Origin of the sequence: Pseudoclavibacter sp. RFBA6, assembly GCF_002931575.1 — a bacterium.
Lineage (GTDB): Bacteria > Actinomycetota > Actinomycetes > Actinomycetales > Microbacteriaceae > Pseudoclavibacter > Pseudoclavibacter terrae.
The window spans coordinates 54,852-81,184 of sequence record NZ_PSUA01000015.1 but is presented as its reverse complement, the minus strand read 5'-3'; the positions used below and the strand labels follow the sequence as shown (position 1 = coordinate 81,184).

Sequence of the window (26,333 nt, the reverse complement as noted above, 5' to 3'; positions counted from 1 at the left end):
TCGCACTGCGGTCGACTGGCGCGCCGACCACGGATGACACAATCGTCGGATGCAGATCGACGAGTCCTTAACGCATGTGCTCGCCTGGCGTGGCCGGTCCGTCCACTGGCAGAGCTTCGGTGAAGGGCCCGCCCTCGTGCTCCTGCACGGCACACCCTGGTCGTCGGCACTGTGGCGGCCCATCGCGGAGGCGCTGTCGACGCAGTTCACCGTCTACCTGTGGGACATGCCCGGCTACGGCTCCTCGTCGAAGGACCCGTCGCATCCTGTCGACCTGGGGCTGCAGGGCGAGCTGTTCGCGGAGCTGCTCGACTTGTGGGGCCTCGAACGACCGCACGTCGTCGCCCACGACTTCGGCGGCGCGGTGGCGTTGCGTGCGCGCCTGCTCCACGGTGCGGCGTACGCGTCGCTGTGCCTCGTCGACGTCGTCGCCCTGTCGCCGTGGGGGTCGCCGTTCTTCACCCTCGTCAAAGAGCACGCCGCTGTCTTCGAGCAGCTGCCGGCCGCCGTGCATCGAGGCGCCATCGAGGCATACATCCGCGGGGCCAGCCACGCGGGCCTGGGCGCGGATGACCTCGCCATGCTCATCGAGCCGTGGGCTGACTCGGAGGGGCAGGCGGCGTTCTACCGGCAGATCGCGCAGGCCGACGAGCGCTTCACGGACGAGGTCGAACCGCTGTACGGCACGATCACCGAACCCGTGCACATCGTCTGGGGGAACGAGGACACCTGGATCCCGAGCGACCGCGCGCAACGGCTCAGCGACTCCATCCCGCACGCCACCGTCACCCTCATCGGCGGCGCCGGCCACCTGATCCAGCTGGACGCTCCCGCCGCGCTCGCGGCAGAGCTCACGCGGTGGCTGTCGGCCGTCTGAACGGATCGCGGCGCGTCGTTCGGGACTGGCGCGTATTCCGGGTGAAGTGGCGCTCGAAGCGGTGACAACAGCGAGAGCTCATGTCTAGCGTTGCTGACGAATCATCACTGGTCGAGCTTCATCCTCGGCCGACACGATTCGGCCCACGTCGGGGCGCCCAGCCCTGAGGACTTCAATGGAGAAGCTGAGGACGATGAACGATCTCGAAGGCACATCGAAGAACGACCCGCGAGCTGTGGTCGACGGAGTCGTCGAGCACGGCGACAAGCGCGGACGCCTGCTCGGGTTTCCGACGGCGAACGTGACAGCTGAGGTCGCCGCCGCCGAGGACGGAGTCTGGGCCGGCACCATCCAGCTCGCACCGGACGCGGGCGGTGCTGTGCACGTCGCCGCCATCTCTCTGGGGACGCGACCCACCTACTACGGGGCGGACGGCGCCCGGCTGCTCGAGGTCTTCCTGCTCGACTTCGCCGGCGACCTCTACGGTGAGCCGGTCCGAGTCGCGTTCCACCAGCGAATCCGCCCGCAGGAGCGCTTCGAGAGCGAGGCGGCGCTCGTCGAGCAGCTGTCCAGGGACGTCGAGGCCGTCCGCGCCTGGTCGCGCCGGGAGGCGGACGAGAGCGCCTCGACTCGGCCGGATCGCCGTGGCTGGGGGCCCTCGCAGCGCCGTCGCCCGAGAGACCGGAGCGAAGCGCTCGTGCGAAGAGAGCGGCGCCGAGCCGCGTCCGTTCTCGAGGCGATCGTCGCGTGCCCGGCAGAGCACCTCCTGAGCTTCGAGTGGGTGTCCTCGTGGACGGGACTCAGGACGGAGTACCTGCGCTGGCGCTACCCGACGCTCGACGATCTCAGGTCGCTTCGGCAGGGACGCTTCGACGCCGCGCGTGATCCTTCGGCGCTCACCGAAGCCGGCTGATCGGCGGCGGTCAGCTGGCGGTGCCGTCATAGCGTGCGGCCTCGCGAAACGCTGACGGAGGTACCCCCGTCCATCGCTTGAACGCGATGGTGAAGCTGGCCGGATCGGAGTACCCGAGCGTCTGGGATATCTGCGCGATGGACTGATCGGTGTTGGAGAGTAGGTCCCCCGCGAGATCGTTCAGCGCCTTGTCGCGGATCTCCCCGAACTCGTGACCGACACTGTCGAGGCGTCGTTGCAGCGTCCGCGGGGAGACGCGGAGCACGGCGGCCACATTGGCGAGCTTTCGCGTGAGCTCCGGCCTGGACCTCACGACCTGCGCGACGGTCGCGGGCCAATCACCCGCTTCTCGGAACGCGGTGATGACCTGCTGGTCCGCTTGGACCCAGGCGGCGTGCTGGAAGGCGTTGCCGTATGGCAGCGCCTGCTGGGAGACGTCCGGGTCCCACCAGAGGCGGAGCGCATCCGACCGGGTGTCGATTCGGCAGCCGACGTCGGCGAGCTGATGCGCCGCGATCGCGGGGATGGGGACTTCCACGCGAGTGAACGGGAACGGGCTGGCGTGCAGCCAGGCCAGTGAGCGCGAGGCGATGGTGAGGTCCCGGTACACGCTGAACGGGATGAGCTCGCTCGGCGTCTCTGAGTAGTTGAACTCGATGCCCGTCACCACCCCAGTCGGCGTGCGCAGCGGCGAGATGATGAGCATCCCCGGGGCGTAGTCGGTGCTGCTTGCCACCTCGGTCCACGCCGCGACGGTGGGTGCCGTCGCGAGCGCCATCCCCCTCGCACCGGTTGTGCTCGACGCGTAGGCGCGAGCCGCGCGAAGCCAGAGATCGACGCGATCAGGGGTGAGCGAGACGAACTCCCGCTGGAACGCGAGCTCCTTGTGCGCCGGGATCGTCCCTCCCGCGCGCTCGACCACGGTCGGAGCGATGTCCGCCCGCGCGAGCGCCCCGCGCCAGTCGAGGCCCGCTTCCTCGAGGATCTCCCGGAGGAGATGGACGCTGAAGTTGGGAACGCTGAGGTTCCGATACGAATCCAGCCTCACCCTGACCTCCCTGTCGACGGATGCGATGCTCACCACCATCTTGCGTCGCAGTTCCTCACGCGCGGAGATCCTGGCGCGATTTCCGGCCGAGATGTCGTGGTTGTCCGGGGACGGGTGGCGCTCCCGCTCGTAGCGTTGTGGATGTACCGATACGAGCAACGCAGCCGTCGGACATCCCAGAACCTCGGACCCTTCACAGCTGATGGAGCCGAGGCTTCCGACCCGAGCATCACCGCTCGGTCTTCGCTGCGCGCTCGCCACCTCCGCGAAGCGCATCCCACGCTCGCGAACTCGACTTGGAGATCAACGATGACTGTTGTCGAACCGAATCCGACCACCGCGCCCCGCGACTACGTCGCAGACAAGACGGTGCAACGCGACGCTTCCCCCATGATCGGCGGTGACAACGCCTTCAAGGTGGCCGTCTTCGGCGCGAACGTCTCCACCGGGCAGGGCGGCCTGAACCTCGCCGAGAACACCATCAGCCTCGGCAACTGGGGTGAGATCGAGGCCCTCGCGAAGAAGGCAGACGCCTACGGGGTGGACGGGTTCATCCCGATCGCCCGATGGATGGGGCTGTCCGGGCCCGACCGGCCCTGGGGGCGGCAGTACGAGACGTTCACGTGGGCGGCGGGACTCGCGGCCGTCACGCAGAACATCCAGATCTTCGCCACGTGCCTCATCCCCTTCATCCACCCGATCATGGCGGCGAAGATGATGGCGACCGTCGATCACATCAGCGGCGGCCGGATGGGGTTGAACGCGACGGCGGGGTACTTCAAGCCCGAGTACGCGATGTTCGGCGTCGACGTGCCAGAGCACGACGTCCGCTACGAGCTCGCCGACGAGTGGATGACGCTGGTCGAACGACTCTGGGCGAGTGACGAGGACGAATTCGACTTCAATGGGAACTTCTTCAACCTGCAGGGTGCGCAGTCGCACCCGAAGCCGGTGCAGACGCCCGGCCCGATGGTGATGAGCGCGGGCTCCAGCCCTGCAGGCCAGCAGTTCGCCTTCAAGCACGCGAACATCCTGTTCGCGGCTATCAGCAGCGTCGACCAGAGCGCGCACGTCACCCCGAAGCTCCGCGCGAACGCGAATGCCGCCGGCCGGGAGGACCTCGGGCTGTGGTCCGGGGCGCACATCATCTGCAAGGACACGGAGAAGGAAGCCCGCGAGTACGCCGAGTACATCGAGGAGAAGGGCGACTACGAGAGCGCACTGAAGTACAAGCACATCATCGTCAACGGGGACTCGCGGGGGTGGAGCTGGGATCACTACAAGCAGTCCTCCGACCCGAAGCAGGACGAGACGATCAAGACGTTCTTCAGAGCAGGGCTCGTCCCGCTCGTCGGCACCCCCGAGATGATCGTCGATGGCCTCCTCAAGCTGCAGGAGTCGGGGATCACCGGCATCTGCACCGGGCTCGTCGACTACGACGAGGGTCTCGACCGGATGAACGAGCAGATCTTCCCGCTCATGCGCGATGCGGGCCTGCGCGCCTAGGCGCGGTCACGGACAGAGAGGACTGGACACCATGACCTTCCCCGACCCACAGCAGTTCCGTCTGACCGTCGCCGGCCCGACGGCGAACGGCGAGGCAGACTTCCTCGACGTTCCAGGGCCCGCCCTCATCGACATCCCCGGCGTCGCGGCTGGCGCGTTCTACTGGGCTGTCGATGGCGGGCACAGCACCGAGAACTTCGGCGGCGTGCCGAGCGCCGTCCGGCTCGCCGGCCCCGGCGGGTCGACGTTCGGAGTGAACAGCTTCCCCGCTCGATCGGCCGGCAATGCCGCAGACCCCGACGACCTCGGCGACAGCATGACGGTCACCGGCGACGGCGGAGATCCGGCCATGCATGCGAGCGACACGATCGACTACGAGGTCATCATCTCCGGCAAGGTCGATCTCGAGCTTCCGGGAGGACGGTCGCGAACGCTCCGCCCCGGGGACCTGCTCGTGATGGCAGGAGTTCCTCATGCGTGGAAGAACCCGTACGGCGAGGACTGCGTCTACGCCGTCGTCACGGTCGGCTTCACCGCGAACGGGGGTCGGTGAAGATGGCTGTCACTTCCCCCGGTTCCGCGTTGCGGCAGATCTTCGAGAGCGCCGAGACGAGCATCGTGCCCTTCGGCTCACTGCCCATCCACGCGCAGATGGCGCAGCATGCAAGGTTCGACGCCTTTCAGCTCTCCGGTGGCATGTCGGCGTGGTGGCAGGGAGTGTCGGACACGGGCTGGCTGACTCTCACCGAGGTCGTCGAGCATGCGCGGCGCACCGCGCGTGCCGTCGACATCCCGATCTATTGCGACGCAGACACCGGTTTCGGCGCCCCGATCAACGTGCAGCGCACCGTCGCGGAGTTCATCGACGCCGGCGTCGGCGGCATCCACATCGAGGACCAGCGCGAGCCGAAGAAATCAGGTGGCGTGTCCGGAATCGAACTGGTCTCGGACGCGGAGGCCATCGGCCGCTTGAACTCGGCGACGGATGAGCGCGACCGGCGAGACGAGGACTTCGTCATCGTCGCCCGCACTGACGGCTACGGGGCGGCCGGAGGCGGGATCGACGAGGCCATCCGCCGCGGGCAGCTCTACAAGGCCGAGACCGGAGCCGATGTCATCTTCTACGAGGGCTTCCACACCTGGGAGCAGGCGGAACTCGCCCTCAAGGAGACACCAGGGCCCGCCTACGCGATCGGCGTCCCCATGATCGGCCGAAAGACCGTCGCGGAGATGACTGCGCTCGGCCAGGCCATCATGCCCGCCGCGTTTGTGCTCCCAGGCATCAACGAAGTCTGGCGCCTGCTCATGCAGGTCAAGGAGAGCGGCGAGGTCACCCCCGTCGCCGAGTACATCGACCGGATGAACGCGGAACCTGACTTCCCGGGGTGGGGCGCCAGGTTCGGGCTCCCATCCACCGACTCGGTTCGCGAAGCCGAGGAGCAGTACCTGCCTGCGAGCGCGCAGCGCGACTACCTGAACAACGCCCACATCGGAGAGAGCTACTCATGACACACCTCGTAGAAGGAAAAGCCGGACTCGTCACAGGCGCGGGATCCGGGATCGGACGCGCCAGCGCGCTGGCGCTGGCGTCGAGCGGGGCCAAGGTGATGGTCTCCGACATTGATGAGACGGCCGGCGGCGAGACTGTCGAGCTGATCAGGGAAGCAGGCTGCACCGCGGAGTTCTTCCGCTGCAACGTCGCCGAAGAGACCCAGGTCGCCGCGCTTGTCGACGCCACCGTGACCGCGTTCGGGAAGCTGGACTTCGCCTTCAACAACGCGGGCATGAACGGAGTGTTCGCGCCGCTCGACGAGATCGATTCCGCGACCTGGGACCGGGTCATCAGCGTCAATCTCACCAGCGTCTTCTACTGCTTGAAGTACGAGCTCGCGGCCATGAAGAAACAGGGTGGCGGCTCCATCGTCAACACCTCGTCCGGTGCGGGGCTCACGGGGATCTTCAACAACGGTCCATACAACGCCTCCAAGTTCGGCGTGGTCGGCCTCACCCGCAATGCGGCCATGGACTACGGGCAGTTCGGCATCAGAGTCAACGCGCTCGCCCCAGGGTCGACGGCGACGCCCATGATGATGAACGCGTTCGAGCAGAACACCGAGGAGTTCAAGGCGCAGATCCTCAACTCCATCCCGATGCGTTCGCTGGTCGAGCCTGCTGATCAGGGCGCCGCCGTCGTGTGGCTCTGCTCCGACGCGTCGAAGATGGTGTCTGGAATCGCCCTCCCGGTCGACGGCGGATGGCTGGCCGGCAAATGAGCGCGGACCTTCGACGTGACGCCGCGCCGGACGCGGCTGCAGCCGACTTCGACTTCGACGGGCGCGTCGCGATCGTCACCGGGGCAGGCCAGGGGATGGGCCGAGAGCACGCTCTGATGCTCGCATCTCGGGGTGCGAGGGTCGTCGTCAACGATCTCAACGCCGCCAATGCGGAGCAGGTCGTCGCGGAGATCACCGCTCGAGGGGGCGTGGCCGCGGTCGACACCAACAACGTGGTGAGCGGAGCCGAGCACATCGTCGCCACGGCCGTGCAGAGCTACGGTCGACTGGACATCGTCGTCAACAACGCTGGCATCAACGCCTTCGGACGGTTCTGGGAGATGGATTCCGCGCTGTGGTGGCGGATCTTCGATGTCGCCGTGAAGGGGGTCGTCGAGGTCTCACGCGCAGCGATGCCGCACCTCATCGCCTCCGGCAGCGGACGCCTCATCAACATCTCCTCCAATGGGGTCATGGGAGTTCCCCTCGATTCCGCATACAACGCGGCGAAGGCGGCGATCTGGGGTCTTGGCCTGACGCTTGCCGAGGAAGCACGCGAGGTGGGGGTGCAGGTCACCACGCTCATGCCCGTCGCGTGGACCCCCATGACGGAGAACGCGTTCCCGAATCCGGTGATCCAGGACGCCATGCGGCGCACGGTCCCGGCGAGTGCGGTGTCGGCGTTCGTGGCCTTCCTCGCTCACCAGGACACCACGGTGTTCGGCGACACCTTCGAGATCGCCGGCACCGCGGCAGGAAGGATCGCCATCTCCGGCAGGCCGAGGGTCCGCGTTGAAGCGCCGACCCCGGAGAGCTGGGCTCGCCACTCGGAGGACCTCGGGGTCGGCGGCGAGCTTCGAGCGTTCCGCAACGCGAGCGAGTCGTTCCGCGATCAGATGGTCTTCCTCGCCCCCGAGCTCGATGCAGTGCTGCCCGCCGACGCGGCAGACGTCTCCCGATGACCCCTCAACCCAGTACTAGGAAAGGAACCCACGTGTCCACCAGCAAAGTCAGAGACATCAGTGCGGATGCAATGGCCGTGCGGCAGGCATTCGCGCAGTTTCCCTCAGGAGTGGCGGTCCTCGCCGCAGACGTGAACGGAGAGAAGCACGCGCTTGTCGCCTCGTCCTTCATGGTGGGGGTCTCCTTGACTCCCACGCTTGTCGCCGTCGCAGTGCAGAAGAGCTCGAGCACCTGGGACCTCATCAGGGGTGCGGCCTCGATCGGCGTGTCGATCTTCGGGCGGGGACAAGGCGACCTGACCCGGAAGCTCGCGAGCAAAGATCGAGCGTCGCGGTTCGAGCAGGTCGCTGTCGAGGTTGGCGACGACGGCGCCGTCTTGATCGATGACGCCGCGCTCTGGCTGGAGTGCTCCATCCATCGCGTCTCGGACGCTGGCGACCACTGGATGGCTCTGCTTGAAGTCGAGCGCCTCGGGGTCGGCGACAACGAGCCGCTCATCTGGCACGGCTCGAAGTTCCGCGAGCTCACCGACGCCCGGTCGGTCGACGTGGCGTAAGTGAAGATTCCAGTGCCACGCGGAGTGAACCCTTGCTCATCTCGCGGCGTTGTTTACGGAGCGAGCTCCGAAGAACGCTTTCGTTCACGCATCAGACCGCCAACACACATCAGCCCCATCGTGCGTCGGTGGGTACTACGGAGGAGGAGCGCATGGGCCGTCTAGACAACAAGATCGCGATCATCACGGGAGCGGCAGGGGGACAGGGCAAGGTCGAGGCTCGACTCTTCGCGCAGCAAGGCGCGCGGGTGATCGCAACCGATCTCAATGAGGCGCTGCTCACAACAGCTGTCGCAGAGATAAACGCTGAACTCGGGGTGGATGCGGTCATCGGGATCAAGCACAACATCGCTCTGGAGAGCGACTGGGTCGACGTCGTCGCGAAAGCGCACGAACTGTTCGGCAGGATCGACATCCTCATCAACAACGCCGCCATCCCAGGAAAGACGCGTGATGAGGTGTGGGACGTCGACACAGAGGAGACTTCCAGAATCCTGAACGTTAACATCCTCGGCTCGATGCTCGGCATCAAGGCAGTCATGCCAGGCATGAAGGCGAACGGTCGCGGTTCCATCGTCAACATCTCGTCCGCGGCAGGTCTCGTGGGCGGTATCAGCGGCGGCTCAGTTGCGTACTCCGCAACCAAGGGAGCGCTGCGTGCGATCACGAAGGAAGTCGCGCTTGGCGTCGCGCGATCTGGCGTCCGCGTGAACACGGTCTACCCGGGCCTGATCAAGACACCGATCATGGAGGCTTTTTCGCAAGAGGTCACAGACGCGGTACTGGCAAAGATTCCGGCGGGATTTGCTGCTGACCCCATCGAGATCGCTTACGGCGTGCTCTACCTTGCATCGGATGAATCTAGGTTCGTGACCGGGACCGATCTCATCATCGATGGCGGTTACACCGCTCAGTAGAAGACGATCTTTCGACCCACAAGGGCCCCAACGCTCCGGTTGGGGCCCTTGTACTGCTGCGAGCTGTTCGACACCGCGAGAGCATCCGATGGGGGCGCCCGGGGGGCGAGGCGGGGATCACCGGGCGCGGCACGACAGAGAGCGACCAGACGACGTTCGAGATGGCCGAATCGAGTTCGGCTACCGCTCCCTCAGAACTGGCGAGCGCCCACGTCCGCGCGATGCGCGGTGGCCAGTACCTCGATGAGGCGGTCCGCAGGCAGCGGGGCTCCCGGGTCGCTGAGGTAGTCCGCGCGGAACGCGTCCAGGTCGGCTGCGTAGATCTGCGTGTACCCGCCGGACTCGGGTTCGAAGCGCCACGACTCGGCGAGGGTGCCTGCGTCGACGGTGTCGAAGCCGAGCGTGTCGACGAGCTTCGAGACGCGGGCCTTGGCATCGCTGTCGTCACCGGCGATCGGCAGTGCCGTCCGGGGCGTCGAACCGGCGAGGTTGGGGATGTGCGTGAAGAGGATGCTGTTGAACGCCTTGACGATGCGCGTGTCCGGCAGGAGCGACTGCTCGTACTCGGCGGTCGTGACGGCGAGGCTGTCGAGCTGCTCGATCCGGCCGTCGCGGTGCGGGTAGTAGTTGCCGGTCGAGAGGATGGTCTTGCCGGCGAAGGCGTCTTGCGGCAGGTTCGGGTATGCCGCGAGCGGAACCGCGAGGACCGGGATCTCGCCGAAGTCGACGGCTTCGCGGACGTCACTCGCCCGTGCCAGCGGGCCGAGCTCCTCGACGAGTTCCGAGAGGGAGGCGGGCCCACGCGAGTTCGCGATGAGCACCTCCCAGCCCGCGGCGACCGCCAGGCGGGCGACCGCTGCTCCGATGGATCCGCTGCCGATGATTCCGATGCGCTTCATGCTGTTCTCCTGGTGTTCGAGTGGTCGGGGGCCTGTTCCCATCCGCTTCTCGTGAGCGCCGCCAGTGCGGCACCCGAGGCTGCATCTGCCATGGCGGCCCCTCGCACCCAGCTGGTGGCGAGGGCTGCGAGGAAGAGGTCGAGCGCGCGGATGTCGGTCCGCGCGCGTCCTTCGCCCTGAGCGGCCCGGAGGAACTCGTCGGTGGTCGTGATGAAGCCCTGGCAGGCCAGCGCGAGGGGGGAATGGTCGGTGGTCGTGGCAACGCGCAGCGGCTCGGGGAGACCGTCGAACGCGCATGCCCACTCGGTCACCGCGTTCAGCCAGCCATCGAGTGCCTCGGCGGCGTTTGTCGCTGAGGAGCGGAGCTCATCCCGGCGGGCCACGAGCTGTTCGTCGCGTGCGGCGAGGAGCGACGCGAGGAGTGCCTCGCGGTTGGGGAAATGGCGGTAGAGCGTGCCGGCGCCGATGCCGGCACGTTTGGCGATCGCGTCCAGTGACCCGGTGACGCCGTGTTCCGAGAAGTACTGCTCTGCGGTGTCGAGGATGTGGTCTCGGTTGCGTCGTGCGTCTGCGCGCGGCGCGCGGCGCTTGCTCGCGGTGGATTCGGTCATGGTGCCCCTCGGTTGACAAAGTGGAGAGCATCTCCGTATCGTCCCTCGAAGAGGAGAGTATCTCCATTTCGTCGCGAGTGCCAGTGCTCCGACAGCAACAGGAAGCGGAACGATGACCGGCAACAGCAAGATGATCCTCGGGTTGCACATCGGCAGCGGATACGGCTCGCAGAGCTCCGCCTGGCGAGCGCCAGGTGTCGACCCCGCCAACTACACGAGCTTCGACGCGCAGGTCCGGTACGCCCAGTCCGCCGAGCGGGGGAAGTTCGCGTTCCTGTTCTTCCCCGACTTCCCGGGCGAGCAGGTCGACCTCACCCGCGAGTCGTTCATGATCTCCATCGACCCTCTGATGACGCTTGCCGCGATCGCGCGGGAGACCGACAGCATCGGCCTCGTCGCGACCGCATCCACGACCTTCAACGAGCCGTTCACGATCGCCCGACAGTTCAAGGCGCTCGACATCATGAGCCACGGCCGCGCCGGCTGGAACGCCGTCACGACCAGCGACCCGGGAGCGGCCGCCAACTTCGGCCGCACGGTCGCGCCGCGCCCCGAGCGATACCAGCGCGCACACGAGACGATCCAGATCGTCGAGGCGCTCTGGGGGAGCTGGCAGCAGGACGCGTGGGTGAAGGACACGGCGACGGGCCGCTTCGCCGATCGGGACAAGATCAGACCCATCAACCTGCAGGGCGAGTACGTCGCCTCCCGCGGCCCCCTCAACATCCCACCCTCGGAGCAGGGGCAGCCCGTGATCTTCTCGGCCGGTGGCGGCGCGAACGGAGCTGAGATCGCCGGCCGTCACGCCAGCGGAGTCATCGGGGCGGTGTTCACGATCGAGGATGCGCGGCAGCAGCGCGAGGCGCTGCGGGAGGCTGCGCGTGCGGCCGGACGCGACCCGGACGACGTGAAGTTCTTCGCGGGTGTCATGCCAGCCCTCGGTGCGACCAAGCGGGAGGCGCTCGACCGTCGGGTGGCCCTCGGTGAGCTCGCTGCGCCTGACCGCGTCGGCTATCTGGGGCAGATGCTGAACCTGCCCTCGGCTCTGGACCCCTCCCAGCTCGACAAGCCGCTCACCGCGAGCCAGCTGGCCAGCGCCAGCCCGAACCCGTACGATCCCCGTTCCGCGCGCGCCCTCGAGATCGCTCGCGAGGGGTGGACGATCCGCGACATCCTCGCCCACGGGGTCATCGACTACCACCCCACGCCGGTCGGTCCGGCGAGCGTGATCGCCGACCATATGCAGGAGTGGTTCGAGGCCGGCGCGTGCGACGGCTTCTGGGTGTCGGTCGACGTCAACGAGGATGGCATCGACACGTTCGTCGACGAGGTGATCCCGCTCCTGCAGGAGCGCGGCATCTACCACGACGACTACGAGGGGTCGACGCTTCGGGATCACCTCGGTGCGCCGGCCCAGTACGGTCGGGACCCGCGCGTGGTCTGAGCCGACGCGCCGCGACCCTGGCGTTGCTCTGCGGACACGCTCACCAGGTACTCCGCCACCGTTCAGCGCACGTTCCTACGATGCTGCAATGGCACAGCTCAGTGACGAGAACCTCATCGAGACCATCGCCGAACGACTCGCGGAGACGGGCCGCACCCTGAGTGTGGCGGAGTCTCTGACCTGCGGGAGGGTCGCCTCCACGCTCGGCAGCGGACCTGACACGAAGACGTGGTTGCGCGGCGGAGTCGTCGCCTACCAGACGGAGGTGAAGCAGCGCGTCCTCGGTGTGACGCCGGGCCCGGTCGTCTCGGCCCGGTGCGCGGAGGAGCTCGCGGTCGGCGTCGCGAGCCTGCTCGGCTCCGACGTCTCGATCGCGACGACCGGCGCGGGCGGCCCCGGACCGGAAGAGGGCGAACCGGAAGGCACCGTGTTCCTGGGATGGAGTGTCGACGGCGTCGTGGGCAGCGAACGTCACGACTTCGACGGGGAGCCTGCGGAGATCCTCGACCAGACCGTCCGTCAGGTGCTGGAGCGACTGGAACAGCTCCTGACCGCTGGGAAGCACTAGCCGGCACCGAAACGACGGCGTACGACAAGCGGCAGCCGGCCCGAAGGTCGACTGCCGCTGCGCGGTGCTGATGAGAGCTACTTCTTGAAGGCGTCCTTGACGTCTTCGCCCGCCTGCTTCACGTTGGCCTTGGCCTGGTCGGCCTTGCCTTCGGCGACGAGCTGCTCGTTGTCGGTGACCTTGCCAACTGCTTCCTTGGCCTTGCCGCCGAACTCTTCAGCTGCGTTCTTGATCTTGTCTCCTGCGCTCATGGCAGTTCCTTTCTGTTGGGGGTTGCGGTGCCGTCGAATCGCGGTGCCGCGGTGGGGAGTTGTGGTGGCGAGTCCTACTGGAGCCGCGTCGACTGCTGCACTCGGGAGCGGAAGCCGCCGCTGAGCTGGAGCAGCACGGGGACCTGCCGGCCGAGGAGTGCATCCAGTGCCTCGAGGTTCTGCTCGACGATCGCGGTCGCGTCTCGCGGCGAGACGCCGCGGCGGCAGGTGGCCGAGACCTTCAGCACAGGGGTGCGCTTCACGTCGTAGGCGGAGACGCTTGTCGTGAGGAACTCGTCGCGGGTGCCGAGCGCGTCCGAGAGAGCGTCGCGGGCTACCGACACGTCGACGATGGTGCGCCCCGTGTCCGGGGTGCGGTCGTGCACGATCGTGCCGGTTCGTCCCTGTCCTTGGCGGAGGGCGAAGACGAGCAGCAGGATGATGCCGATCGCCAGGGCGGCGACGGCGGCGATGAGGAGCCAGCTGAAGTCGGCGCCGGGGAACGGGGTCTGCTGGAGCCAGCCCGTGACGTTGGTGTTGACGCCTTCGGAGATGGGGGTCCAGGTGTCTTTCGCTCCTGGCAGCCACGCGCCGATGGTTGCGGCGGTGCCGATGGCGAGGAGGAGGAGGCCTGTGGCGGTGATGAGGAGCCGGTTGAGGCCTCGGTTGGTGCTGTTCATGCGCCGACCTTCCCGTTCTCTGCGACGCGCACCTTGGCGGTGACGCGGGGGGTGAGTTCGTACTGCTGGAGCTGCTGGTTGACGGCGGCCGTGATGGCGGCTGCGTCGACGGGGAGCCCGGATGCGGGGGTGAGGTGCACGTCGGCGCGTCGGTGGGAGACCGACACGGTGACGTTGTCGGGGCTCACGTTCCCGGCGTGCGCTGCGTGGCGGGCGAGGGCGGAGGCGATGACCGCGTTGTCGGCGACGGTCGCGGTGCGGGCGGACGTGAGGGTGTGCCGTGCTCGTCGTCCGGGGGCGAGGCCCGCGATGAGCAGCACGAGGCCGATGATCGCGACGACCACGCCAGCGATGCCGACGTACTGGGCGGGTTGCTCGAGCACGCCGAGCGCGGAGCTGAACATGTCCGCGGGGGCGACGAGCAGCGCCGGGAGGGCGAGCAGCGATAGCACGATCTCGGTGCCGATCCAGGCCGCGACGAGGATGAGGAGCACGGCGAGGGTGATCGCGAGCGCGGAGCGGGGCGAGTGCGTCTCTCGCCGGGAGAGGCGCGAGTACAGGGAGGTGTTAGTGCTCATCTGACTCGCTCCTCTGCCTTGATGTTGAGCCCGGTCACGCGGATGGTGACGAGGCCGACCTGCGACCCGCTGAGGGTCTGCACGCGGTCCCGGATGGTGGTCTTCGCGGTCTCGACTCGCTCGAGGAGTGAGCCGCCGCTGCGCTCGAGTGCGCTTGGCTGCTCGCGAATTCGGGCGAGCGAGGGGACCCGGATGGGGGTCTTCACGCGCAGTGCGAGCTTGCCGTTGTGGTCGTCGAGGTCGACGCTGACGCTGCCAGCGTCGACCCCGAGCGCGTCACCGGCGACAGCTGACGCAAGACGGGTCAGGGCTTTCGCGGTGAGTCGTGTTGTGCCTCGCTGCGCCGCGCCGCTGAGTGTGGTCGCGGCGGCGCTCATGAGGAGGTGTTCCGTCCTCGGATGACGTCAACGAGTGCGGTGGCGTCGAGCTTGCCTTCGAGGATGCGCCCGACGACGCCGCCGATGATCATCGCGATGGCGACGAAGAAGAACGCCCAGAAGCCGAGGATGATCCAGGTGAGCGCGAGGACCGCGCCGATGAGGATGCCGGTTCGGGTGAGGGATGCAGTGTTCACTGGACTCGCGCTTCTTCCGTCTTGTCGCTGCTGTCGTCTTCGGAGGGGAGGTGCACGTCGTTGACCGTGACGTTGACCTCGGTGACCTCGAGGCCAACGATGGTCTCGATGGCGCGGATCACGTCGGCGCGGACGCCGTCAGCGACATCCTGCAGCGAGACGGGGTACTCGGCGACGATGGTCACGTCGACGGCGACCTGCTTCTCGCCCACCTCGACGTTGATGCCCTGGCTCTGGTCCGTCGCGTTGATCGCGTTGCGGATGGCGCCGATGGCGCGGGCCGCGCCGCCGCCGAGGTCGTAGACGCCGCGTGCGTCACGAGCGGCGATCCCAGCGACGCGAGCGACGACGCTGTCCACGATCGTCGTCGTGCCGCGTCCGCCCGAGGTGTTCGTCGGGACGACGCTGCTCGAGGTCTGAGCCGTCTTGGGGGCGGAAGCGGTGGTGGGAGTCGTGTTCGCCATGATGCTCTTCTTTCTGGTCTCTGCCTGGTGCCGGTGCACCGTGTGGGCTTGTACAGGTGAGACGCAGACCACCCCCGATGTGTCACAAACTCGTTTTCGGCTCTCAGGTCGCGCACAGGTTCGGGGCCCTAGATCGCGTTTCGCCCATGTTCTCCCCGGGGATTGCGGCAGATCCCGCGGATGCGAAGGCCGATGTTAAGCGCATCCGGACAGGGCTCCGTCGGTACGTACAGTGAGGTCTCACCGAGTCCAGCGGCATCGCGACTCGTGTGGCACCGCAGCCCCCGCCCGGTGCTCTTCTCGAATGTTCCGAGGCCCCGCCTCGACAAGGAGTCCCCTATGAGCGCGCTCGAAACCGAAGCCAAGTCCGGCTTGACTCGTCGTTCGCTGGTCACCGGTGCAGTGTGGTCCGTGCCGGTCATCGCGGCAGCCACGGCGGCCCCCCTCGCCTCCGCATCGCAGTGCACGGCCGGAACCCTGGACTGGGCAGCCCTCGCTGCTGGCTCGAACGTCACGACGGTGACCGTTGCCGGCACCAGCCCCACCACCACCGCGACCTTCTCCATCACGTACTCGTCTGGGTCCACCCCGTCGGCGGCCAGCGGTCGGGTTGCAGCGGGCCCCCAGGGCGGCGTCACCGGCAACTACTACCGCATCGAGTTCTCGAACCCGATCCCCAACAACTCGGCGACGGTCCGCATCGCGTTCAACCGCCCCGTGACCGGCCTCAGCTTCTCCCTCCTCGACATCGACGCGACGACAAACGGCTACCGCGACCACGTGGAGGTGCTGACCGGAGGGTTCAGCGCCGCGCGGCAGACGCGTGTCGTCGGCAGCGGCACGGCCGGTGACCCCTTCCGCATGGATTCGCCATACGGCAACATCGCGCCGACCTCCAACCAGGGCAACGTGCAGCTCACCTGGGCGGCGCCCGTCTCCGCGGTCGAGTTCCGCTACTTCCAGCCAGGTGACTCCACGAACTCGCAGAACATGGTCATCGGACTCGGCAACCTCGCCGTCAACCCCTGCTAGCGGCCGCCCGGTCGTCGATGCCCTGACGCGGCCGCGAACCCGCCATGGCCTGACTGTGCGATCATGCACTCGCGTGATCCCGTGCTGCGCAGGCGAAGTGGTCCCAAGCAGCAGAAGAGCCGTCGTCCGGAAGCAGCCGAGCACCGTGAACCCGTCCGCCCAGCAGGAGCCACGCAGCGCCCGGCTCCGAGCACTGCTCGATGCAGCGAGCACATCGAGTGTTGTCGTCATCCGCGCCCCGTGGGGCTTCGGCAAGGCGAACGCACTGCGGGACTGGCAGGGCGAGGACGGGCGTCCCGTCGTGAGAATCGACATCGATGATCGGAACGCGAGTCGCGAGCGCTTCTGGCAGAGCGTGGCTGCCGACGTCGATTCCCCCGCATCCGCGGAGCCCTCGCACAGCGGTTCCAGCCCGATCGATGCGCTCATCGAGGGCATCGTCTCGGCGGCCCCCGTGACGCTGGTCATCAGCGGGTTCGAGCGTCTTGCCGATCAGCCGGAGGTCGAGGCCGACCTCGCCGAGCTCGTCGCCCTCGCTCCCTGGCACAGGGTGATGATCGCCACTCGACGGATGACGGGGTTCGAAGATGTTCGGACGCGCATGTCCATGGACGTGCAGGTCATCGCGGCCGAGGAACTGCTGTTCACGGCCTCGGAGATCGACGCCGAACTGCGACGCGCTGGTATCGCGGACCCAGCCATCGCGACGGTCGTCGAGCGGGTGTCGGGTTGCGTGCCCGTGCTGGTGAAGCTCAGCGTCCTCGAGACCTCCGGGCGAGGGCAGCCGGTTGCGGTCGACGTGCTCGAGCGGTGGCTGGACCAGCGGCTCGGCGAGTACGTCACCGAGAGCGTCCTCGACGGTGCCGACGACATCGCAGTCCGCGTCCTGGGCGCGGACTGCCTCGACGAGGCCCTGACCGGGCAGCTCACGGCCCGCCCCGGCGCCCAGGTGCTCGACGAACTCGAGCGGCGTGGGCTCGGTGCCCGAGAGGAGCTCGTGCTCGAGGACGGCACAAGCCAGTCGGCTTTCCGCTTCACCCCGGCCATCGCGCGGGCAGGGCGCGCCTGGCTGCAGGCGTCCGCCCCGGCCAGCTTCGTCGAGCAGCGCCGCTCCTTCGCAGCATGGGCGAAAGAGCGGGGGCTGCCTCATGCCGCGTTGACTGCCGCGATCGACGCGACCGACCACGCGCTGGCGTCGAGCATCATCATGGATCACTGGTTCGAACTGGGTGACGACCGCCCCCAAGTGGTCGCGGCACTCGAAGGGCTCCCGCGGTTGACGATCGCACGATGGCCACTCCTCGGTGTCGAACTCGCGCTCTGCTACCTCGCGATGCAGGACCACCAATGGAAGGCCGCTGAGGTGTTCGCCCTCAGCCTGACCGGCATCGGACTCCGGCGGGGAACCGCGACCGCCACCGAGCAGCTCATGTACGTGCTCCTCGAGATGGTCGCCGCCAGGACCGTCTTCGGCTCCTACAAGCAGGCGCGCCACCACGCGCAACGTCTCACGAGGATGCTCGCCGAGCTCCCCCCAGCAGAGCAGGAACACGCCCGCCGCGTCCTCCCGCACGCCATCTCCCAGCTCGCCGCCACGCAGCTCTTCGCCGGCCTGACCCAGGACGCGCTGCAGACGCTGGTCTCCGGAACCGTGACCGCAGCGAGTCTGCACGCACCGCTTCGCGCCCGGTACTTCCCGCTCTCTCTGCGCGCGGGAGCACACGCGCTCGCAGGTGAACTGGAAGAGGCACGGCAGGCGATCGCGGAGTCGGACAGCGTCCCCGGGCAGGAGCATCGCCACAACGACTACAGCGGCTCACCCGCTCGCCTCGCCGAGGCATACGTGCACTTGGAAGCGGGCCGCTACGGAGCTGCGCTGGACGTGCTCGCGCGCCTCCACCCGCACTACCGCACGATCGAGAACATCCATCTCCTCCTCGAGGCCGAGACGTGGGCGCACATCGGACTCGACCCGGCTCAGGGCCTCGACCGCATCCTGGAGATAAGGAAGCAAGCGGAACGCCAGCGTCGACTCCCGGGCTACGTGACGGCGCATCTCGATCGATCGACGACCCACGCAGCGCTCGCGTCGCACCGCATCGGGCTCGCCACCCAGTACTCGCGCGGCGTCGACGTGCTCGGCCGCGTGCCAGCGGCCACCCTGCGCGCGAAGGTCGATCTCGCCCGCCATTCCGACACCGACGCGCTCGGCCTGCTCCTCCGCTTCCCGCCCGCGCGCGAAACGACACTGCGCGACCGTCTCGACTACGAACTCGCCCTCGCCACCGCCTACCAGCGGACCGGGCACCGCGACTCCGCGATCGTCCTGCTCCGCAGCGCCGCAGCGAGCCTCACCAACGGCGGGCTCACCCTTCCGCTCCTGGGGCATCGGTCTCTCGGCCACGCAGACCTGGCGTCGCTCGCGGACGAGACCGGAATCACGCTCCCGCACCTGACGGACGGACTCGCCAAGCCGACTGAGCCTCACCCCGCCGCCCCGCCGACCCTCACCCCGCGGGAGTTCGCGGTGCTCCGGGAGCTGATGGACAACGCCAGCTACGCCGAGGTCAGTGCACGCCTCGATGTCAGCATCAACACCGTGCGCACCCAAGTGAGATCGCTGTACGGGAAGCTCGGCGTGCGCTCGCGGGAGGAAGCCATCCACACGGCGCTGACCTTCCACCTGCTCGACGATCAGTGACCCCAGCGGGCATCGACCGGCCGGGATGCTCCGCACTCGACGCAACCGGTCGTTCGACTCCGATCAGACGAGGCCCGCCGAACGCAGCTGTGCGCGAAGCCGACGCATCAGCGTCCCAAGCGCCGCATAGGTCAGCACCCGGATGGCGAAGAGCAGCGCAACAAGCTCGGGCGTCGCTGCACCAGGGGCGAGGACCAGGAGCGACATCGCGGCGATCGCGGTTCCACCCGCGGCGCACGCGAGCAGCCACGTTGCCCAGGACACGTCGGACGATGCAGCAGCGACCTCAGCGCGGTGTCGCCGGCGCAGAAAACGCCCGATCAGGAGGACGAGCTCCAGCACAAGCGCAGGGCCGCACAGTGCGACGACGGCGATCGCCCCAAGCGGCGTGACCATGAGGAAGATGCCGGTGCAGAACGCGACGATCGTCGCACTTCCGAATCGGGGCACAAGCAGTGCGGCGAGCATCGGCAGCATCATCGTCAGCGACGCGACGGCGGCATACGCGGGTGGATTCACCGCGGCCAGCACCGTTGTCGCCGGTGCCAACGCCAGAGCGACCACCGCGTTCAGCGCAGCCAGCGCGCCGAGGCGCAGCAGCGCAGAGCTCGACCATCGAGTCGATGCGTGTGAGGTCTGCGAGTTCATCCCGGTCATCCTCCCAGGATTCGCCCGCCTCAGCGGTCCGGGTGCTGCCCGAGGAGCGCATCGAGGACGACCGAGAGGGACGTCATGCCGGTCGCTTCGAGGAAGTGCCCGGCCCCCGGTTGCACGCGGACCTCGGCGGAGAGTCGACGCGCGAGGGCATCGGATGCGGCAGGCGGCACGAGGGTGTCGTCGTCCGAGCGGATGACGACCCGAGTGCTGATGCGCTCGGCGACGCGCTCCGCATCCACGTCCTCGGCGAGGTAGTCGTCGAGGTCGGGGAGCGTGTCGAGCGTGCCGGTGAAGCCGGACACGAAGACGACGCCACCGAGCCGCCAGTCGCCGAGCTGCGCCGCCAGCGCGCGGAGCGCCGTCACGGCGCCGAGCGAATGGCCCACGATCCAGGTCCGTTCGTCCGGGGTTCTCAACGCGAGCGCGACCTCGCGCTCCCAGTCGGCGGCGTTCGGCGCCTCCGGCAGCGGAAGTTCGACGCTCGTCGCCTCGATGCCCCGGTCGGCGAGCGCGTCCCGAAGCCACGGGAACCAGTGCGCGTCGACGTTCGCGCGGAAGCCGTGGACGATGATCACGCGGGCCGGGAGGTGGCCGGGGTCAGTGGATGCAGGTGCCATGGCACGCAGGCTAGAGCCACGAGTTGCGAGCCCGCGTGATCGAGTCGAGCGGCACCCGGATCGCTGGAGATGTCGCAGGCAGGTGCTCGCGCTGAGGGGGCGCCCATCAGGGGGTCGTAGGGTGCCCCGCATGAAAGTGATGCACCTGGACGGCTCGTCGGATCCCGCTCGAGTCGAGGACCTGCCGGCCCTCCTCGCCGAACTCGACGGTGCGAGTGACGATGAGCCGGACGTCGGTGCCGGTGACCCGTACGGCTGGTTCGTCACCGCCTACTCGTCCGGCACCGTGGTGCTCGCGCACGCCGCACGACCACACGACCCCGAGCTCGTGCTCTCCCACGTGCCCCGAGACGAGGCGCTCACGATCTTCACGGAGGTTCTCCGCGGAGACATGGACGCCGTCCGTGCCCGCCCCTGGGTCGAGGAGTAGGGGTCCGCTCGACGCACGAGACGCAGTTGTCGGCGCGGCGTCAGCCCAGCGGATGACGCCGGTCCACCCAGCGCAGGACGCGAGCGAGGTCGCCGTCGCCACATGATGGGCCGTCGCGCCAATCCCGAGATCCGGGCCGCGCCGCGAAAGGCACGTCTTGACCTCCCCCTCCTCCCCCCAGCGCATCGCCGCCGCCCCCACTGCATCCGCCGCACTCCCCACATCCGGTCGCAGGATCGCGGCGCTCGACGTCATCCGCGGCGTCGCGCTCTGCGGCATCCTGTTCGTCAACATCGCCCCGCTCGTGCACTTCGGCTCCGAGACCGGCACCCCTCAGCCCACCAACCTGGGCGACCCGAGTGGCTGGCTGCAGCTCTTCGTGCAGCAGCGTTTCTTCCCGATCTTCTCGCTGCTCTTCGGCATCGGCTTCGCGCTCTTCTTCGAGTCGGCGAAGCGCCGCTCCCGACGGCCGAGGCTCGTCCTGCTCAGGCGCCTCCTGCTCCTGCTGGCCATCGGCGTCCCCTTCGAGTTCCTGCAGGGCGGCTCGGCGCTGTGGCCGTACGCGATCGCCGGCCTCATCGTGCTGCTCCCCAGCACCTGGCTGCCGCGCTGGGCCGTCGCCGCGGGCGCCGCGGTCCTCATCGCCGCGAGCTTCGCGCTCACGGGTGGCGGCATCACGCTGATCCCCGGTGTCTTCCTCCTCGGAGCGGCCCTCACCCGCTACGGCATCGTGCAGGGGATCGGCCGATCGCGCGCCGGCTCGGTCGTCGCGCTGCTCGCCTTCACGGCGGCCTCGATCCCGCTCGCGCTCTGGCAGGCGAGCGACATTCGGATGTCCGGCTTCGACCTCGCGTCCGGGCTCGCCGGCTTCGCGATGGCCGGCGCCTACGTCGCGCTGCTGTCGCTGCTCATGACAACCCCAGCCGCCCGCGGCCTCCAGCTCGCGTTCGCACCGCTCGGCAAGATGGCGCTCACCAACTACGTCGCCGGTGCCCCGCTGATGCTCGCAGCCGGCGTGCTGTTCGACCTGCCCAACAGCACCTCGTGGACGCTGCTGCTGAGCATCGTCGTCGGCATCCTCGCGCTGCAGTGGGTCGCGAGCACGCTCTGGCTCCGGTTCTTCACGCAGGGCCCACTCGAATGGCTCTGGCGCTGGGGAACGTGGGGCACGCGAGGACCTCTCCGTCGGCTGCCCGCCGGAGAGGCCACGCAGATCAGCGCGGTCAGTGCTGGAGCGGCGAACGCAGCAGCGTGAAGGAGCCCTCCTTGACCATGAGCGTCGTCACGGGGTCGCTGACCTGCTGCTCGCCATCGCTCGAGAGCGCCAGCTCCCAGGTGCCGTGCGGCGCATCCGGGACCGTGAACTCGACCGCGTTCTCCGCCGCGTTGAGCAGCAGCGCGAACGAGTCGGCACCCGTGTGCGAGAACACGAACGCGATGGAACGCGCCTCCGGGTTGTCCCAGTCGGCGTCGTCGAAGCCCAGCGCATCCGACCGCAGCACGTCCACCGTGGCGTCCGCGCCCGTATCCGGTGCCTGCCGGAACCAGACGGGCCGCAGCGCCGGATGCTCGGCGCGCAGCGAGATGAGCGTGCGCGTGAACTCGAGCAGGTCGCCGTCGACGGCTTCCCAGTCGAACCAGGAGATCTCGTTGTCCTGGCAGTAGGCGTTGTTGTTGCCACCCTGGGTGCGGCCCAGCTCGTCGCCGCCGAGGATCATGGGCACGCCGGCGGAGAGCAGCAGCGTCGCGAGCAGGTTGCGGCGCTTGCGCGCACGGCGCTCGTTGACGGCCTCGTCGTCGGTCGGGCCCTCAGCCCCGCCGTTCGCCGAGCGGTTGTCGCTCTCGCCGTCCTGGTTGTCCTCGCCGTTCGCGGCGTTGTGCTTGTCGTTGTACGACGTGAGGTCGGCGAGCGTGAACCCGTCGTGCGCCGTGATGAAGTTCACGCTCGACAGGGGAGAGCGGCGGCTCGCCTCGTACACGTCGGGGGAGCCGAGGATGCGTTGCGCCGTCGTGCCGAGGGTCGCGTCGCTGCCGTTCCAGTAGTCGCGGGCGTCGTCGCGGAACTTGCCGTTCCACTCCGACCAGTCTGCTGGGAACCCGCCCACCTGGTAGCCGGCCGTGTCCCACGGCTCGGCGATCATCTTCACCGGCGCGAGCACCGGGTCCTGCTGGATGAGGGTGAGGAAGGCGCTGTGCAGTTCCGCGTCGCCGCCCTGCCTGGTGAGGGTCGTGGCGAGGTCGAAGCGGAAGCCGTCGACGTGCATCTCCGTCACCCAGTAGCGCAGCGAGTCCATGATGAGGCCGAGCGCCGCCGGGTGGCTGACGTTGACGCTGTTGCCGGTGCCCGTCGTGTCGAAGTAGTGGCTCTCGTCGCCCTCCACCAGTCGGTAGTAGGCGGCGTTGTCGAGGCCCTTGAACGACAGCGTCGGGCCAAGGTGGTTGCCCTCGGCGGTGTGGTTGTAGACGACGTCGAGGATCACCTCGAGGCCAGCCGCGTGCAGCGCCTTCACGAGCTCCTTGAACTCGGCGACCTGGCCACCGCCGTCGCCGGCAGCTGCGTAGTCACCGTGCGGCGCGAAGAACCCGATCGAGTTGTAGCCCCAGTAGTTGCGCAGACCCTTCTCCTCGAGGTGGCTGTCCTGCACGAACTGCTGCACGGGGAGCAGCTCGACGGAGGTGACGCCGAGGTCGACGAGGTGCTTGATGGCGGCGGGATGCGCGAGGCCGGCGTAGGTTCCGCGGATCTCCTCCGGCACCTCCGGGTGGAGCTGGGTGTAGCCCTTGACGTGCACCTCGTAGATGACGGTCTGGTCGAGCGGGACGCGCGGCGACGCGTCGTCACCCCAGTCGAAGCTCGGGTCCGTGACGACGCTCAGCGGCACGGAGCCAGCCGAATCGGTGTCATCGCGCTGTTCCGGTTCGTTCATGTCATGGCCGAACACGGCCTGCGACCAGGTGTACTGGCCCTCGATCGCGGTGGCGTGCGGGTCGAGGAGCAGCTTGTTCACGTTGTGGCGGAGGCCCTGCTCCGGCGCCCACGGGCCGTCGACGCGGATCCCGTAGCGGGAGCCGACCTGCAGTTCGTCGACGAAGCCGTGGAACACGTGGCCCGTTCGCTCCTCGAGCAGGGTGCGGGTCTCAGAACCCGACTCGTCGAACGTGCACACGTACACGGCGTCGGCGGTCTCCGAGTGGACAGCGAAGTTCGAGCGGCCGGCGACAGCGCTGAAGCCGAGCGGATACGGGCGGGAGCGATCGGAGTGCGACAACGGCAGGCCTTCCAGGGGCGGGGGGAGCGGAGCCCCGGCGCGGAACCCCGCCGTTGAGAGTAGGGCAACCGGCCCGTGGCTCTGCCGACGTTCTCCCAGGTACGCGCGGCGCGCATGCCACGGGCATCATCGTTCTCCCAGCCTGTGGGGCGACGCTTCCCGTCTCCCCACTCGCTACCCATCGGAGGAAGCATCATGAAGGCAACTGTCAACGGAACCGTCGTCGCCGAAGCGCCCGAGTCCGAGCTCGTCGGCATCGAGGGCAACCACTACTTCCCGCCGTCCTCGCTCACGTCGGGAGCATTCACCGAGAGCGCAACGCAGTACACGTGCCCGTGGAAGGGCCACGCGCAGTACTGGGACGTGGTGACGGATGGTGAGACGCACCGCGACGCCGCGTGGAGCTACCCGGAGCCCTTCGCCGGTGCGGCCGAGAAGGTCGGCCACGGCTTCGCCGGCTACGTCGCCTTCGACAAGTCGCAGGTCAGCATCGGCTGACCGAGTGACGCGGGCAGCCTGGGAAGTCAAGGCCGTGCAAGATGTCGGAGCCGCCGCGTAGCTTCGGGGACGTGTCGAGCCCCAATGTCCGTTTCCCCATCCCCGCCGCCGCAGACGAGCAACCGTGAGCCGGGCGCGCACCGTCGTGGTGACCGGCGGGTCGCGGGGCGCTGGCCGCGCGACGGCCCTCGCCTTCGCGAGGCGAGGCGACAACCTCGTCCTCGCAGCCCGCGACGAGATGGCGCTCCGGGCGACCGCCGCCGAATGCGCGGCGCTCGGAGCGCAGACGCTCATCGTGCCGACCGACGTCTCGCGGGCATCCGAGGTCGACGGCCTCGTCCGCGCGGCGATCGACAGGTTCGGCCGCATCGACGTGTGGGTGGGAGCCGCGGGAGTGCTCGCCTACGGCCGTGTCGAGGAAGTCCCGCCGGAGCTCTTCGACCAGGTGGTCGCCACCAATCTCCTCGGCCAGGTCAACGGCGTGCGCTCCGCGTTGCCCGTGTTCCGTGCGCAGGGCCGCGGGACATTCGTGCTCATCGCCTCCGTGTTCGGGCAGGTCTCGGCCCCGTACGTCTCGTCGTACGTGGCGAGCAAATTCGGTGTGCAGGGGTTCGCGCACTCCCTTCGACAGGAGCTCCTGTCCGAGCCGCGCATCAACGTGCGCGTCGTGTCGCCCGCCACCATCGATACCCCCGGCTATCAGCGGGCAGGCAACAGGACCGGTCGGCAACCCCGAGCGATTCCCCCGGCCGTGTCCCCGCATCGAGTTGCCGCGGCTGTCGTTCGCGCCACACGCCCCGGAGCCCGCAACTCGAGAACCGTCGGCCGCGTGCAGTCGGCGGGCATCCCGCTCTTCACGCTCTTCCCAGGCGTCTACGATCGTGGGATCCGCGCCACGATGGACCTCGTCGGACTTCGCGGTCCCGCCGACGACACCGACGGAACCGTCCTGCATCCCGTCGCCGACGAGGGCGCCGTCACGGGTGGATGGAGAGCCTCGCAGGCGCGACGCCTGGCCATTGGCCTTCTCGGTGTCGGAGCCGCGCTCCTCGCCTACCGCCGGTACGGAGGCCCGGGGTCGAGCGGCAGCGAGCTGGGGTGAGGCGCCTCCGAACTGCCGCGCACCCATGCATCCGCGCTGACCGTTGGGTCAGTTTCAGTCCTTCCCGAGGCCGCGAACGGGCGTCAAGTGACCTACCGGCGCATGCGGGGCGGCGATTGCGAGCCGGATGACCGCGCCCGGGTCCGGACGCGGTGGGATACTTGCGACATGGCAAGGGTCAGTGGTTCAACAGCTCTCCAGGGTGTTCGCGCCCTCGCCGAATCACTCTCGCCGGGCGAGCTGCTGCCCTCGGAGCGCACGCTCGCAGCGGAGCTCGGAGTCGCGCGGATGACGGTGCGTGCCGCGATCGACGTCCTCGAACGCGAGGGCCTCGTCCGCACCAAGCGCGGCATCGGTACGGAGAAGCTCGCCCCGCCCGTCTCCCTCCAGGTTCGGCTGCGCTCGTTCGCGAGCGCGGTCCGCGAGCACGGGATGCACGCAGAGACGCAGGTGCTGTCGTTCGTGCGGAGTACCGACCGCCCGGCCGAAGTGGATGAGCACCTGCAGCTCCCACCGGACGCCGAGACCATCCACCTGCGCCGGCTGCGCCTCGGCGACGACCGCCCGCTCGCGCTCGAGGACGAGTGGCTTCCCGCGGCGCTGGTTCCCCAGCTCAACGAGGAGACGGCGAAGGGGAGTCTCTACGAGATGCTCGAGACCCTCGATCTGCTGCCGACGGAGGGCGTCGAGGTGGTCACGGCCACGCTGCCGAGCCCCGAAGAGATCGAGGTGCTCGGCATCGCCGCGAGCTACCCGGTTCTGCGCCTCACGCGAGCCGCGATCGCCCGCGGCCTGCCCATGTCGTACTCGCGGGCGACGTTCCCCGCGGATCGTTTCGAGCTCACCTTCCCCCTGCAGGAGCGCCTCACGCTGCCCTTCTCGTGAAGTAAACCGCACCACCGACG

Annotated in this window: 30 protein-coding genes; 18 read left to right on the top strand and 12 right to left on the bottom strand. The window is 68.3% G+C overall.

Translation table 11 applies throughout. The features are described from left to right. Window positions 1-49: 49 nt before the first annotated feature. Complete coding sequence (locus C5C17_RS15090; protein WP_104254215.1) at window positions 50-877, top strand: alpha/beta fold hydrolase; 828 nt, start codon at window positions 50-52, stop codon at window positions 875-877. A gap of 193 nt (window positions 878-1,070) precedes the next feature. Then, entirely contained in the window at window positions 1,071-1,790 is a 720-nt protein-coding gene (locus tag C5C17_RS15085) for a riboflavin kinase (protein WP_181028626.1), read from the top strand. 10 nt (window positions 1,791-1,800) lie between these two features. Here C5C17_RS15085 and C5C17_RS15080 read toward each other — a convergent pair whose 3' ends face one another. Further along, window positions 1,801-2,877, bottom strand: a complete 1,077-nt coding sequence (locus tag C5C17_RS15080) for an AraC family transcriptional regulator (RefSeq protein WP_181028625.1) — start codon at window positions 2,875-2,877, stop codon at window positions 1,801-1,803. A gap of 270 nt (window positions 2,878-3,147) precedes the next feature. Here C5C17_RS15080 and C5C17_RS15075 point away from each other — a divergent pair, with 270 nt between their 5' ends. The 7 genes from C5C17_RS15075 to C5C17_RS15045 all read left to right on the top strand — a co-directional run bounded on the left by C5C17_RS15075 (window position 3,148) and on the right by C5C17_RS15045 (window position 9,053). Continuing rightward, window positions 3,148-4,344 carry an LLM class flavin-dependent oxidoreductase gene (locus C5C17_RS15075; RefSeq protein WP_181028624.1) on the top strand — a complete coding sequence of 399 codons (1,197 nt, stop codon included), beginning with the start codon at window positions 3,148-3,150 and terminating at the stop codon, window positions 4,342-4,344. Between the two features lie 31 nt (window positions 4,345-4,375). Further along, entirely contained in the window at window positions 4,376-4,897 is a 522-nt protein-coding gene (locus tag C5C17_RS15070; RefSeq protein WP_104254209.1) for a cupin domain-containing protein, read from the top strand. 2 nt (window positions 4,898-4,899) lie between these two features. Beyond that, window positions 4,900-5,853 (top strand): oxaloacetate decarboxylase, encoded by a 954-nt coding sequence (locus C5C17_RS15065; protein WP_104254207.1) that lies wholly within the window; start codon window positions 4,900-4,902, stop codon window positions 5,851-5,853. Next, the gene (locus C5C17_RS15060; RefSeq protein ID WP_104254205.1) at window positions 5,850-6,617 is read left to right on the top strand and encodes an SDR family NAD(P)-dependent oxidoreductase; all 768 of its coding nucleotides are present in this window, start codon (window positions 5,850-5,852) and stop codon (window positions 6,615-6,617) included. Before C5C17_RS15065 ends, C5C17_RS15060 begins: the two co-directional genes overlap by 4 nt. After that, a complete protein-coding gene (locus C5C17_RS15055) occupies window positions 6,614-7,579 on the top strand; it encodes an SDR family NAD(P)-dependent oxidoreductase (protein ID WP_181028623.1) in 966 nt (321 codons plus the stop codon). Before C5C17_RS15060 ends, C5C17_RS15055 begins: the two co-directional genes overlap by 4 nt. A gap of 32 nt (window positions 7,580-7,611) precedes the next feature. After that, entirely contained in the window at window positions 7,612-8,136 is a 525-nt protein-coding gene (locus C5C17_RS15050; RefSeq protein ID WP_258066241.1) for a flavin reductase family protein, read from the top strand. Between the two features lie 152 nt (window positions 8,137-8,288). Beyond that, window positions 8,289-9,053: an SDR family NAD(P)-dependent oxidoreductase gene (locus C5C17_RS15045; RefSeq protein WP_104254202.1), complete on the top strand. Its 765-nt coding sequence runs from the start codon at window positions 8,289-8,291 to the stop codon at window positions 9,051-9,053. A gap of 191 nt (window positions 9,054-9,244) precedes the next feature. Here the strand turns inward: C5C17_RS15045 and C5C17_RS15040 are convergent, their stop codons facing one another. Together C5C17_RS15040 and C5C17_RS15035 are read right to left on the bottom strand one after the other, a co-directional pair. Further along, a complete protein-coding gene (locus C5C17_RS15040; protein ID WP_104254200.1) occupies window positions 9,245-9,952 on the bottom strand; it encodes an NADPH-dependent F420 reductase in 708 nt (235 codons plus the stop codon). Next, window positions 9,949-10,563: a TetR/AcrR family transcriptional regulator gene (locus C5C17_RS15035; RefSeq protein WP_104254199.1), complete on the bottom strand. Its 615-nt coding sequence runs from the start codon at window positions 10,561-10,563 to the stop codon at window positions 9,949-9,951. The genes C5C17_RS15040 and C5C17_RS15035 overlap by 4 nt, the downstream gene beginning before the upstream one ends. Window positions 10,564-10,675: 112 nt before the next feature. Here C5C17_RS15035 and C5C17_RS15030 point away from each other — a divergent pair, with 112 nt between their 5' ends. Both C5C17_RS15030 and C5C17_RS15025 read left to right on the top strand, forming a co-directional pair. Beyond that, window positions 10,676-12,007: an NtaA/DmoA family FMN-dependent monooxygenase gene (locus tag C5C17_RS15030; RefSeq protein ID WP_104254197.1), complete on the top strand. Its 1,332-nt coding sequence runs from the start codon at window positions 10,676-10,678 to the stop codon at window positions 12,005-12,007. A gap of 88 nt (window positions 12,008-12,095) precedes the next feature. Then, entirely contained in the window at window positions 12,096-12,575 is a 480-nt protein-coding gene (locus tag C5C17_RS15025; RefSeq protein ID WP_104254195.1) for a CinA family protein, read from the top strand. A 77-nt stretch (window positions 12,576-12,652) separates the two neighbouring features. Here the strand turns inward: C5C17_RS15025 and C5C17_RS15020 are convergent, their stop codons facing one another. The 6 genes from C5C17_RS15020 to C5C17_RS14995 all read right to left on the bottom strand — a co-directional run bounded on the left by C5C17_RS15020 (window position 12,653) and on the right by C5C17_RS14995 (window position 15,122). Beyond that, window positions 12,653-12,826: a CsbD family protein gene (locus tag C5C17_RS15020; RefSeq protein WP_104254193.1), complete on the bottom strand. Its 174-nt coding sequence runs from the start codon at window positions 12,824-12,826 to the stop codon at window positions 12,653-12,655. Between the two features lie 74 nt (window positions 12,827-12,900). Next, the gene (locus tag C5C17_RS15015) at window positions 12,901-13,506 is read right to left on the bottom strand and encodes a hypothetical protein (protein WP_104254191.1); all 606 of its coding nucleotides are present in this window, start codon (window positions 13,504-13,506) and stop codon (window positions 12,901-12,903) included. Beyond that, window positions 13,503-14,084, bottom strand: coding sequence for a DUF6286 domain-containing protein (locus tag C5C17_RS15010; RefSeq protein ID WP_104254190.1), 582 nt, complete (start codon window positions 14,082-14,084; stop codon window positions 13,503-13,505). The genes C5C17_RS15015 and C5C17_RS15010 overlap by 4 nt, the downstream gene beginning before the upstream one ends. Next, complete coding sequence (locus C5C17_RS15005; RefSeq protein WP_104254188.1) at window positions 14,081-14,461, bottom strand: hypothetical protein; 381 nt, start codon at window positions 14,459-14,461, stop codon at window positions 14,081-14,083. Before C5C17_RS15005 ends, C5C17_RS15010 begins: the two co-directional genes overlap by 4 nt. Beyond that, window positions 14,458-14,658, bottom strand: coding sequence for a DUF2273 domain-containing protein (locus C5C17_RS15000; protein ID WP_104254187.1), 201 nt, complete (start codon window positions 14,656-14,658; stop codon window positions 14,458-14,460). The genes C5C17_RS15005 and C5C17_RS15000 overlap by 4 nt, the downstream gene beginning before the upstream one ends. Next, window positions 14,655-15,122: an Asp23/Gls24 family envelope stress response protein gene (locus tag C5C17_RS14995; protein WP_104254186.1), complete on the bottom strand. Its 468-nt coding sequence runs from the start codon at window positions 15,120-15,122 to the stop codon at window positions 14,655-14,657. Before C5C17_RS14995 ends, C5C17_RS15000 begins: the two co-directional genes overlap by 4 nt. 339 nt (window positions 15,123-15,461) lie before the next feature. Here C5C17_RS14995 and C5C17_RS14990 point away from each other — a divergent pair, with 339 nt between their 5' ends. Together C5C17_RS14990 and C5C17_RS14985 are read left to right on the top strand one after the other, a co-directional pair. After that, window positions 15,462-16,154 (top strand): hypothetical protein, encoded by a 693-nt coding sequence (locus C5C17_RS14990; RefSeq protein ID WP_104254184.1) that lies wholly within the window; start codon window positions 15,462-15,464, stop codon window positions 16,152-16,154. A gap of 145 nt (window positions 16,155-16,299) precedes the next feature. Then, a complete protein-coding gene (locus C5C17_RS14985; RefSeq protein WP_104254183.1) occupies window positions 16,300-18,855 on the top strand; it encodes a LuxR C-terminal-related transcriptional regulator in 2,556 nt (851 codons plus the stop codon). Between the two features lie 63 nt (window positions 18,856-18,918). Here the strand turns inward: C5C17_RS14985 and C5C17_RS14980 are convergent, their stop codons facing one another. Then, the gene (locus tag C5C17_RS14980; RefSeq protein ID WP_104254181.1) at window positions 18,919-19,503 is read right to left on the bottom strand and encodes a hypothetical protein; all 585 of its coding nucleotides are present in this window, start codon (window positions 19,501-19,503) and stop codon (window positions 18,919-18,921) included. Between the two features lie 29 nt (window positions 19,504-19,532). Continuing rightward, window positions 19,533-20,129 (bottom strand): alpha/beta hydrolase, encoded by a 597-nt coding sequence (locus C5C17_RS14975; protein WP_181028622.1) that lies wholly within the window; start codon window positions 20,127-20,129, stop codon window positions 19,533-19,535. Between the two features lie 130 nt (window positions 20,130-20,259). Between C5C17_RS14975 and C5C17_RS14970 the strand changes: the two genes are divergently transcribed. Both C5C17_RS14970 and C5C17_RS14965 read left to right on the top strand, forming a co-directional pair. After that, complete coding sequence (locus C5C17_RS14970; RefSeq protein WP_146079198.1) at window positions 20,260-20,559, top strand: hypothetical protein; 300 nt, start codon at window positions 20,260-20,262, stop codon at window positions 20,557-20,559. Between the two features lie 157 nt (window positions 20,560-20,716). Next, the gene (locus tag C5C17_RS14965) at window positions 20,717-21,814 is read left to right on the top strand and encodes a DUF418 domain-containing protein (protein ID WP_258066240.1); all 1,098 of its coding nucleotides are present in this window, start codon (window positions 20,717-20,719) and stop codon (window positions 21,812-21,814) included. On the opposite strand, the gene glgX is transcribed toward C5C17_RS14965, so the two are convergent. After that, on the bottom strand, window positions 21,783-23,828 hold the full coding sequence (gene glgX, locus C5C17_RS14960) for a glycogen debranching protein GlgX (protein ID WP_104254175.1): 2,046 nt from the start codon (window positions 23,826-23,828) through the stop codon (window positions 21,783-21,785). The two genes, C5C17_RS14965 and glgX, sit on opposite strands and share 32 nt — an antisense overlap. 195 nt (window positions 23,829-24,023) lie before the next feature. Between glgX and C5C17_RS14955 the strand changes: the two genes are divergently transcribed. The 3 genes from C5C17_RS14955 to C5C17_RS14945 all read left to right on the top strand — a co-directional run bounded on the left by C5C17_RS14955 (window position 24,024) and on the right by C5C17_RS14945 (window position 26,313). Beyond that, window positions 24,024-24,326, top strand: a complete 303-nt coding sequence (locus C5C17_RS14955) for a DUF427 domain-containing protein (protein ID WP_104254173.1) — start codon at window positions 24,024-24,026, stop codon at window positions 24,324-24,326. Window positions 24,327-24,450: 124 nt separating this feature from the next. Continuing rightward, window positions 24,451-25,428, top strand: coding sequence for an SDR family NAD(P)-dependent oxidoreductase (locus tag C5C17_RS14950; protein WP_104254172.1), 978 nt, complete (start codon window positions 24,451-24,453; stop codon window positions 25,426-25,428). Window positions 25,429-25,596: 168 nt separating this feature from the next. After that, complete coding sequence (locus tag C5C17_RS14945; protein ID WP_181028621.1) at window positions 25,597-26,313, top strand: GntR family transcriptional regulator; 717 nt, start codon at window positions 25,597-25,599, stop codon at window positions 26,311-26,313. Window positions 26,314-26,333: the final 20 nt, after the last annotated feature.